Source organism: Mesorhizobium sp. M7A.F.Ca.AU.002.02.1.1, from assembly GCF_003998535.1.
Lineage (GTDB): Bacteria > Pseudomonadota > Alphaproteobacteria > Rhizobiales > Rhizobiaceae > Mesorhizobium > Mesorhizobium ciceri.
In genome coordinates this window covers 1-8,366 of the sequence record NZ_RZPB01000210.1, presented here as the reverse complement: position 1 = coordinate 8,366, position 8,366 = coordinate 1, and the positions used below count along the sequence as shown (strand labels likewise).

The window sequence follows — 8,366 nt, the reverse complement described above, 5'->3', positions numbered from 1 at the left end:
CGAGACCGCCGATGACAAGCAGCGAGACCACCCAGAACAGGAAATAACCCCAATATTCCTTGCGGCGGGCACGTCCGGCGAAATTGAAATAGTTCTGCGTCACGCCACGCCAGAAATAGCCCCAGAGATCGGTGGGCTCGGCCGGCCCGGAGGAACGGCCGAAATGCTGGGCCTGTGGCGCAGAAGCGGATGGTGCGTTACCGGCTTGAGTCGGCGCGGCGCTCGTACCAGCGTCGCCGGCCGGCGCAGCCGTCTCGGCGGCGATCAAAAAGACGTCGCGCGCCTGGCCGCCGCCCGCCTGGAATTCCACGCCCGCGCCCTTCCGCATAGTGGTTTCCCGGCGCAGGTTTTCGCGGGTGAAGGTGTAGCGGTTGCCGTCGGCTCCGGTGATGAAGCCGAAGCCCTGGACTTCGTCATAATGAAGCACTTTGCCGCGCATTTGCCACCCCCACTTGCCACGTCCCTGCCAAGGTGTGGCACATGGCCGAACCGATGGGCAAGACCGCATCGGGATGCGGCCGGCGTCATGCGGGCGGATGAGGCTCGTTGCCCGGTCTTACGAAGGCCGCTTCTTCGCCTTCTTGTGCTTGGGTGCACCAGAGGTGTCGAATTTCGGCTTGCCCGGCTTCTTCGCCCATGGCTTTGCATCATGCGGGGCGGTCGGGCGCTGATCGGCTGCTGCCGGTGCACGTTTTTCGAATTTGCGCTTCGGCGCGTTGGGATCGAACGGCGCCTTGCCGCGATGCGGCTTCTTGTCGGGGCTTGGCGGCTGATAGCCGGCGCGCGACAGATCGGGCGTACCGTCGAGCCGCTTCACCAGGATGTTGCCTTGCAGCTTCCGGTCGGGACCGATCGCGGCCAGGAAGCGGTCTGCCCAATCCGCTGCGATCTGCACGTAGGTCTCTTCCGGCTGCATCTTGATGGCGCCGATCTCTCGCTTCGAGATGCTGCCGGTGCGGCATAGCATCGGGATGAGCCAGCGCGGCTCGGCATTCTGCCGGCGCCCGATCGACAGCGAGAACCAGACGCTGTCGCCGAAATCGTCGCGGCGGCTGGGCGCCTCGTCGCGGCGCGCGAAACCTTCGCCCGCCGGTCTTTCACGCGACGGCGTGAAGGGCGCGATCTCCATGAGGTCCTCGGGGGCCGAGCGGCTGGCGCGGCACTGGCGCACGAAGGCAGCGGCCACCTGTTCGGCGCCATGCCTGGCGAGCAGCGCGTCGATGAAGGAGCGCTCGTCCTCCTTCACCGGCTCATCGAAAGCCGGATCGGCAAGGATGCGCTCGTCGTCGCGCCGCATCACGTCGTCGGCCGAGGGCGGGCTCGCCCATGTCGCCTTGAGGCCGGCGTTCTGCAACAGCCGTTCGGTGCGCTTGCGGGCGCTGTTGGGCACGATCAGCGCGCTGACGCCCTTGCGCCCGGCGCGGCCGGTGCGGCCGCTGCGGTGCAGCAGCGTTTCCGGGTTGGTCGGCAAATCGGCGTGGATGACCAGCTCAAGATTGGGCAGGTCGATGCCGCGCGCCGCGACATCGGTGGCGATACAGACTTTTGCGCGGCCGTCCCGCATCGCTTGCAGCGCATGGCTGCGCTCATTCTGGCTGAGCTCGCCCGACAGGGCGACGACGGAGAAGTTGCGGTTGTTGAAGCGCGCGGTCAGATGATTGACGGCGGCACGCGTGTTGCAGAACACCAGCGCGTTCTTGGCTTCGTAATAGCGCAGCACATTGATGATGGCGTTCTCGCGGTCGGGCTGGGCGACGCTCAGCGCCCGATATTCGATGTCGAGATGCTGCTTCTCCTCGCCGGCGGCCGAAATGCGCACCGCATCGCGCTGATAGCCCTGGGCGAGCGTGGCGATCGAGCGCGGCACCGTGGCCGAGAACATCAGCGTCCGGCGTTCGGCCGGAGCGGCGTCGAGGATGAATTCGAGGTCTTCGCGAAAGCCGAGATCGAGCATCTCGTCGGCCTCGTCGAGCACCACCGCCTTCAGCGCCGACATGTCGAGCGAGCGCCGGGTGATGTGGTCGCGCAGCCGGCCGGGCGTGCCGACGACGATATGGGCGCCACGCTCCAGCACACGCCGCTCCGAGCGCATGTCCATGCCGCCGACGCAGGACGCCACGGTGGCACCGGTCAGTTCGTAGAGCCATTCCAGTTCGCGCGTCACCTGCAAGGCGAGTTCGCGCGTCGGCGCCACCGCCAGCGCCAGCGGTGCGGCGGCGTGGCCGAAGCGCTCCGCGCCCTCAAGCAGGGTCGGCGCCAGAGCGAGGCCGAAGGCCACCGTCTTGCCGGAGCCGGTCTGCGCCGAAACCAGCGCATCGGCCTCGCCGAGCTCGGGCGCCACGACCGCCTTCTGGACGGGCGTCAGCTCGGAATAGCCGCGTTTCTCCAGCGCCCTGGCAAGCGCTGGAACAAGTGCTTCGAAGTTGGACATCTCACTCTTTCGGAATTTTAGGGTCCGCGCTCATCACGGAGCACATGCCGGGGCGGGCCTCGCGCCAGCCAAACAATCTTGGCCGTTCGTACTTCGCGCAGCCGCGATTGTACAGGGCGCGCGCAAAACCAGGCGCCGCTCGGCAATTGACTCTTGCCGCAAACCGCGTAAAAGCCGGCACCGAACGGGACAGTTTCGATGCGCGGCCTTTTGACGGCTCTTCCTGCATTCGATGCCCCCAGCCTCAATGCACATCATTGGGCCGGGCGCGTCGGCGCATCTCCTCGTTTCAGCAAAACCACATTCTTGGCCGAGAAAACTGGCAAAACCACCACCAAAACGGTGTGATTCCCTTGGCCTAACCACCCTCTCCCGGGTTCGGCCCGGGGGACGGAACCCGCAGCGGCCAGCGGGTTTCTCCAAAAACCAAGCGGAGAGGGACAGGAGATTTTTCGATGAGTTTCAAGGTAGCGATCGTCGGCGCCACGGGCAATGTGGGCCGGGAAATGCTCAACATACTGGAAGAGCGCGGCTTTCCGGTAAGCGAGGTGGTGGCGCTGGCCTCACGGCGCAGCCAGGGCACGGAAGTGTCGTTCGGCGACCGCACGCTGAAGGTGAAGTCGCTTGACCAGTATGATTTTTCCGACACCGATATCTGCATCATGTCGGCCGGCGGCAACGTCTCCAAGGAATGGTCGCCGAAGATCGGCAAGCAGGGCTGCGTCGTCATCGATAATTCGTCGGCCTTCCGCTACGACCAGGACGTGCCGCTGATCGTGCCGGAAGTGAACCCGGACGCGATCTCGCTGTTCACGCGCAAGAACATCATCGCCAATCCGAACTGCTCGACGGCGCAGCTGGTGGTGGCGCTGAAGCCGCTGCACGATTTCGCCACCATCAAGCGCGTCGTTGTCGCCACCTACCAGTCGGTGTCTGGCGCCGGCAAGGAAGGCATGGACGAGCTGTTCACGCAGACACGCGCGGTGTTTGTCGCCGACACCGTCGACGTCAAGAAGTTCACCAAGCGCATCGCCTTCAACGTCATCCCGCATATCGACGTCTTCCTCGACGACGGCTTCACCAAGGAAGAATGGAAGATGGTCGCCGAGACCAAGAAGATGCTCGATCCCAAGATCAAGCTGACGGCGACCTGCGTGCGCGTGCCGGTGTTCATCGGCCACTCGGAAGCGGTCAACATCGAGTTCGAAAAGCCGATCACCGCCGACGACGCGCGGGATATCCTGCGTGAAGCCCCAGGCTGCCAGGTCTTGGACAAGCGCGAGGACGGAGGCTACATCACGCCGCTGGAATCGGCCGGCGAGGACGCCACCTTCATCTCGCGCATCCGCGAGGATTCGACCATCGACAACGGCCTGTCGATGTGGATCGTCTCCGACAATCTGCGCAAGGGCGCCGCACTCAACGCGGTGCAGATCGCCGAGCTTTTGGTCGAGCGCGGCCTGATCCAGCCGAAGAAGAAGGCGGCCTGACGGCTGATTTAGTTTTCGCTCACGGGCCGCCCCGCCGCTAGCGCGGCTGGCCCGCGGTCGCGGGCTCCGCCCTCGGCCGGGATGCTGAAGGTTTGCGGAGCATTGATGAAGGCCAATCTCCCCCACGAGGGAGATCGGCAGCTTCGCCGATGCGCTACACTCGGTTGTCTTCGGCCAGCCCGATCAGCAGCTTCAGTGCCTCCTCCGCCCTATCGGCGGGAACGAACAGATGGTCGTGATAAAAGGCCGAAACCGGGTTCACGCCCATGCCGGCGGCGGCCAGGCGCGTGGTGATGGCGGCGAGGAAGCCGACGGCTTCCAGCGACGAATGGATGTTCAGCGTCAGCATCCGGCAGCGGAACGAAGCGGTCAGTGCCGCGGCGTTGGCCTCCTCCTCGGTCACGATCAGCGTCACACCCTCGCGCTCGCGAAACACCATCACCGGCTCAACGCCTTCCGGCTGAGGGACGCCGGGTGCCAGCGTGACGAAGACATAGGCGCCGGCGAGCAGCTCCGGTGTCATCGACGCCAGCAGTGTCTTGAGATCGGTTTCGCCGGCCATCTGTCTTCCCTCGCCTGCAAAAAACGGGCCGCAGCCCACGTGCTCTTCAATATCCGCGACCGGCGCGTGCCGATAGTCCAGGCGCTGCAAGGACGACATGGCGATGTCGCTGGCGGCTGGGCTTGCAGAGCTGTCGCATCGCACAATAGAGAAGCTGAGGGCCAGTGCCGGTCCGTGAAAGGCCTTCGATGATCGTTCGCCCGCGCCCCACATTCCTGCAGCTGTTCTTCATCATGCGCGGTTCGGTCGTGCCACGCATTCTGCCGCAAATATTGGGCTTCGCGCTTTATTCCGCGATCATCCTGGCCGCGGCGCGCCGGTTCCAGCTTGATTTCAGCGTCTTCAACATCACGCCTTTCGGCCTGGTCGGCGTGACATTGTCGATCTATCTCTCGTTCCGCAACAACGCCGCCTACGACCGTTGGTGGGAGGCGCGCAAGCTGTGGGGCGCGCTGGTCTTCGAAATGCGCAACCTGGCACGCGCCACCACCAGCCTCATCCCGGACCAGACCGAACAGCGCGCCCTGCTGATGGAAGCGCTCGCCTTCTGTCATTTCCTGCGCGGGCAGTTGCGCAAGATCGACAGCATGAAGGATGCCCGTGCCTTCATCGACGCGGAGGCGGACAAGGCAGCAGCCTTTTCCAATCCGGCGGATGAGATGGTCAGGCGCATGGGCCGGCGTGCCAATGCGCAGCGCCTGGCGGGCGACGTCGACACGATCGGCTTTCGTATCCTCGATGAGAGGCTCGCGTCGGTCGCGGCCATCCAGGCCGGCTGCGAGCGGATCGCCGGTACGCCCTTGCCGTTCGCCTACACGCTGCTGGTGCATCGCACGGCCTATATCGTCTGCCTGCTGCTGCCGATCGGCCTGATCTCGACCACCGGTTGGGCGACGCCGCTGTTCACCGCGCTGATCGCCTACACTTTCTTCGGCCTCGACGCGCTGTCGGAAGAGCTCGAGGATCCGTTCGGGACCGAAGCCAACGACCTCGCTCTCGACAGCCTCTGCCGTGTCTGCGAAATCTCGGTGTTCGAGGCGCTTGGCGAAACGCCGCCGAAGATGATCCCGGCGGAAAAGTTCTATTTTTCGTAGGCAAAGGCGCGCGGGCTTAAAAGAATCTGCCCCGCTGTCGGATCGCCGCTCCATGCCACGTCCTTGGTTCGACCCCAGCAAGAAGGGGATAGAACCATCAGGAGGGACCATCATGAGCATTTCCGAAACCGCGCCCGTCTCGCCGGGCGCTTTGTGGACCGGCCGCGCGCTCAGCGGCGTCATCGTGCTGTTCATGATCTTCGACGGCGCCATCAAGCTGCCGCCGCTCGATATCGTCATCCAGACGATGGTACCGCTTGGCTGGCCGGCCGATCCGAATGTCGCGCGCATGCTTGGCGTCATCGGCCTGATCTCGACCGCTCTCTACGCGCTGCCGCGCACCTCGGTGCTCGGCGCCATCCTGCTTACTGCCTATATGGGCGGCGCCATCGCCACCAATGTCCGCGTCGACAACCCGCTGTTCTCGCACATTCTGTTCGGCGTCTATCTCGGCATTATCCTGTGGGGTGGCCTGTATCTGCGCGATTCCAGGCTCCGCGCGCTGATCCCGTTCAGCCGTTAGATCCGGATCGAAGCACCGCTTTCGGCTCGAAGCCTGAACCCTTTGCCGGGCAATATCTCAGGGATCGAATCGTCGAGTTGCGAGTTAGAGATTCGCCCGGCGGCGGAGGCGGCTCCTATCGGAGAGGAACGACGATGAAGAAAACGATGCTTTTGATGGCGCTGCTGGTGCCGCTCGCCGCTTGTTCGCAAACGGAAAAAGGCGCGGCCGTAGGCGGCCTCGGTGGCGCTGCCGTCGGTGCGGCCGTCGCCGGCGATCCGGTTGAAGGCGCCGTCGTCGGTGGTGCTGTCGGCGCTGTTGCCGGCGCGCTGATCGGCCGGGCGAGCGAGCGTGGCGAATGCCGCTACCGCGATAGCCGTGGCCGCGTCTATATTGACCGCTGCCCGCGCGGCTATTGACCGGGCGGCTTTTACAGACAGGGTCGAATGAAAAAACGGCGGGCACATGGCCCGCCGTTTTCCTGGATGCGATAGAGCAAATACTTATTCGGCGGTTGCGGCTTCCGCCTCGGCCGGTGCAGCCGCGGCGGCGGCAACGGCAGCAGCGGCATCTTCCTGCGCCTTCTTCAGAAGAGCAGCGCGTTCCTGCGCCTTCTTGCCCGGCTCGGCCTTCTTCGGGTTGGAACGGGCGTCGCGCTTGACGAGGCCGGCCTCGTCGAGGAAGCGCAGCACGCGGTCGGTCGGCTGGGCGCCATGCGCCAGCCAATGCTTGACGCGGTCGGCGTCGACCTTGACGCGTTCGCCGTCCTTGGGCAGCAGCGGGTTCCACGAGCCGATGGACTCGATGAACCGGCCGTCACGCGGCGAACGGGCGTCGGCAATGACGACGTGGTAGTAAGGACGCTTCTTCGAGCCCGCACGGGCCAGTCGGATCTTCAAGGGCATTTCTTTTCTCCTAAAAACTAAGTTCGTTGATTGGGTTTCAGTTGGTTTTCGTCACGCCGTTGGAAGCGGCGATCTGTTCGTGGTGGCGGATCACTTCGCGGACGACGAAGTTGAGGAACTTTTCCGCGAAATCCGGGTCGAGATGGGCATCCTTCGCCAGTTGGCGAAGCCGGGCGATCTGCTGCTGCTCGCGTGCCGGGTCGGCCGGCGGCAAGCCATGAGTCGCCTTCAGCACGCCAACCGCCTTGGTGCAGCGGAAGCGCTCGGCAAGCATGTGGATGAGGGCTGCGTCGATGTTGTCGATCGACGCCCGGTAATCTGCCAGGAGGGCGCGGGCGTCGGCCATGTCCTTTTCTTCGTTCATGGCGTCCTCACTTCTTCTTGCCAAGGCCGGGCAGCCCGCCACCGCCGAGGCCGGGAAGCCCGGGAAGTTTCATGCCGCCGGGCAAACCTGGCATGCCGCTGGGCAGGCCACCGCCGCCGGGAAGGCCTTTCATGCCGCCGCCTAGGCCGGCTGCCTGCGCCTGCTTCTGCAAGGCTTCGAGCTGCTTGGGATCCATCTTCGACAGGTCCGGCATGCCGCCGCCCATCATGCCACCCATACCGCCGGGCATCATGCCGCCGAGGCCCATCTTGGAGGCGAGGCCGCCCATCATGCCGCGCATCAGGCCGCCGCCTTTGCCCTTGCCGCCCATTGCCTTCATCATGTCGGCCATGCCGCGATGCATTTTGAGCAGCTTGTTGATTTCGGCCGCGTCGGTGCCGGAACCGGCAGCGATGCGCTTCTTGCGCGAATGCTTGAGCAAATCGGGATTGGCGCGCTCTGCCTTGGTCATCGACGAGATGATGGCGAGCTGGCGGCCGAACATCTTGTCGTCGAGACCGGCGGCGGCCATCTGGTCCTTCATCTTGCCCATGCCGGGCATCATGCCCATGATGCCGCCCATGCCGCCCATCTTCGACATCTGCTGAAGCTGGCCGGCGAGATCGTTCAGGTCGAACTTGCCCGACTGCATCTTCTTGGCCATCGCCGCCGCCTGTTCGGCGTCGATGTTCTCGGCGGCCTTTTCGACGAGCGAGACAATGTCGCCCATGCCGAGGATGCGGTCAGCGATGCGCTTGGGGTGGAATTCCTCCAGCCCGTCCATCTTTTCGCCGGTGCCGATCAGCTTGATCGGCTTGCCGGTGACGGCGCGCATCGAAAGGGCAGCACCGCCACGGCCGTCGCCGTCCATGCGGGTCAGCACGAGACCGGTGATGCCGACGCGCTCGTCGAAGCTCTTGGCCAGGTTGACGGCGTCCTGGCCGGTCAGCGAATCGGCGACCAGCAGGATTTCGTGCGGGCTCGATACCTTCTTGCTGTCGGCCATCTCGACCCTCAG

At 64.7% G+C, this 8,366-nt stretch carries 9 protein-coding genes and 2 pseudogenes; 5 read left to right on the top strand and 6 right to left on the bottom strand.

Annotation, left to right across the window (positions count from 1 at the left end; genetic code table 11):
* Both EN879_RS15145 and EN879_RS15140 read right to left on the bottom strand, forming a co-directional pair.
* Nucleotides 1-439 (bottom strand): annotated as a pseudogene (locus EN879_RS15145) (DUF805 domain-containing protein); the annotation flags it as partial.
* A 117-nt stretch (nucleotides 440-556) separates the two neighbouring features.
* Nucleotides 557-2,431 carry a DEAD/DEAH box helicase gene (locus tag EN879_RS15140; protein ID WP_063169562.1) on the bottom strand — a complete coding sequence of 625 codons (1,875 nt, stop codon included), beginning with the start codon at nucleotides 2,429-2,431 and terminating at the stop codon, nucleotides 557-559.
* A gap of 198 nt (nucleotides 2,432-2,629) precedes the next feature.
* Here EN879_RS15140 and EN879_RS38990 point away from each other — a divergent pair, with 198 nt between their 5' ends.
* Nucleotides 2,630-2,779: a hypothetical protein gene (locus EN879_RS38990; protein WP_164746448.1), complete on the top strand. Its 150-nt coding sequence runs from the start codon at nucleotides 2,630-2,632 to the stop codon at nucleotides 2,777-2,779.
* Nucleotides 2,780-2,886: 107 nt separating this feature from the next.
* Nucleotides 2,887-3,921: an aspartate-semialdehyde dehydrogenase gene (locus EN879_RS15135; RefSeq protein WP_063169561.1), complete on the top strand. Its 1,035-nt coding sequence runs from the start codon at nucleotides 2,887-2,889 to the stop codon at nucleotides 3,919-3,921.
* Between the two features lie 154 nt (nucleotides 3,922-4,075).
* On the opposite strand, the gene EN879_RS15130 is transcribed toward EN879_RS15135, so the two are convergent.
* On the bottom strand, nucleotides 4,076-4,483 hold the full coding sequence (locus EN879_RS15130; protein WP_013528796.1) for an ACT domain-containing protein: 408 nt from the start codon (nucleotides 4,481-4,483) through the stop codon (nucleotides 4,076-4,078).
* Between the two features lie 188 nt (nucleotides 4,484-4,671).
* On the opposite strand from EN879_RS15130, the gene EN879_RS15125 reads away from it, so the two are divergent.
* The 3 genes from EN879_RS15125 to EN879_RS15115 all read left to right on the top strand — a co-directional run bounded on the left by EN879_RS15125 (nucleotide 4,672) and on the right by EN879_RS15115 (nucleotide 6,498).
* The gene (locus EN879_RS15125) at nucleotides 4,672-5,577 is read left to right on the top strand and encodes a bestrophin family ion channel (protein WP_063169560.1); all 906 of its coding nucleotides are present in this window, start codon (nucleotides 4,672-4,674) and stop codon (nucleotides 5,575-5,577) included.
* A 112-nt stretch (nucleotides 5,578-5,689) separates the two neighbouring features.
* Nucleotides 5,690-6,100: a DoxX family protein gene (locus EN879_RS15120; protein ID WP_063169559.1), complete on the top strand. Its 411-nt coding sequence runs from the start codon at nucleotides 5,690-5,692 to the stop codon at nucleotides 6,098-6,100.
* Between the two features lie 134 nt (nucleotides 6,101-6,234).
* Entirely contained in the window at nucleotides 6,235-6,498 is a 264-nt protein-coding gene (locus EN879_RS15115) for a glycine zipper domain-containing protein (RefSeq protein ID WP_013528799.1), read from the top strand.
* Between the two features lie 84 nt (nucleotides 6,499-6,582).
* On the opposite strand, the gene rpsP is transcribed toward EN879_RS15115, so the two are convergent.
* From rpsP to EN879_RS15100, 3 genes and pseudogenes are all read right to left on the bottom strand, one after another.
* On the bottom strand, nucleotides 6,583-6,984 hold the full coding sequence (gene rpsP / locus EN879_RS15110; protein ID WP_013528800.1) for a 30S ribosomal protein S16: 402 nt from the start codon (nucleotides 6,982-6,984) through the stop codon (nucleotides 6,583-6,585).
* Nucleotides 6,985-7,021: 37 nt separating this feature from the next.
* Complete coding sequence (locus EN879_RS15105; RefSeq protein ID WP_013528801.1) at nucleotides 7,022-7,348, bottom strand: chorismate mutase; 327 nt, start codon at nucleotides 7,346-7,348, stop codon at nucleotides 7,022-7,024.
* A 7-nt stretch (nucleotides 7,349-7,355) separates the two neighbouring features.
* Nucleotides 7,356-8,366, bottom strand: a pseudogene (locus EN879_RS15100) (signal recognition particle protein); the annotation flags it as partial.

What these genes read in the sequence shown, in the direction of transcription:
- EN879_RS15140 (WP_063169562.1), bottom strand. Translation starts at nt 2,431, where the DNA reads ATGTCCAACTTCGAAGCACTTGTTCCAGCGCTTGCCAGGGCGCTGGAG.
- EN879_RS38990 (WP_164746448.1), top strand. Translation starts at nt 2,630, where the DNA reads ATGCGCGGCCTTTTGACGGCTCTTCCTGCATTCGATGCCCCCAGCCTC.
- EN879_RS15135 (WP_063169561.1), top strand. Translation starts at nt 2,887, where the DNA reads ATGAGTTTCAAGGTAGCGATCGTCGGCGCCACGGGCAATGTGGGCCGG.
- EN879_RS15130 (WP_013528796.1), bottom strand. Translation starts at nt 4,483, where the DNA reads ATGGCCGGCGAAACCGATCTCAAGACACTGCTGGCGTCGATGACACCG.
- EN879_RS15125 (WP_063169560.1), top strand. Translation starts at nt 4,672, where the DNA reads ATGATCGTTCGCCCGCGCCCCACATTCCTGCAGCTGTTCTTCATCATG.
- EN879_RS15120 (WP_063169559.1), top strand. Translation starts at nt 5,690, where the DNA reads ATGAGCATTTCCGAAACCGCGCCCGTCTCGCCGGGCGCTTTGTGGACC.
- EN879_RS15115 (WP_013528799.1), top strand. Translation starts at nt 6,235, where the DNA reads ATGAAGAAAACGATGCTTTTGATGGCGCTGCTGGTGCCGCTCGCCGCT.
- rpsP (WP_013528800.1), bottom strand. Translation starts at nt 6,984, where the DNA reads ATGCCCTTGAAGATCCGACTGGCCCGTGCGGGCTCGAAGAAGCGTCCT.
- EN879_RS15105 (WP_013528801.1), bottom strand. Translation starts at nt 7,348, where the DNA reads ATGAACGAAGAAAAGGACATGGCCGACGCCCGCGCCCTCCTGGCAGAT.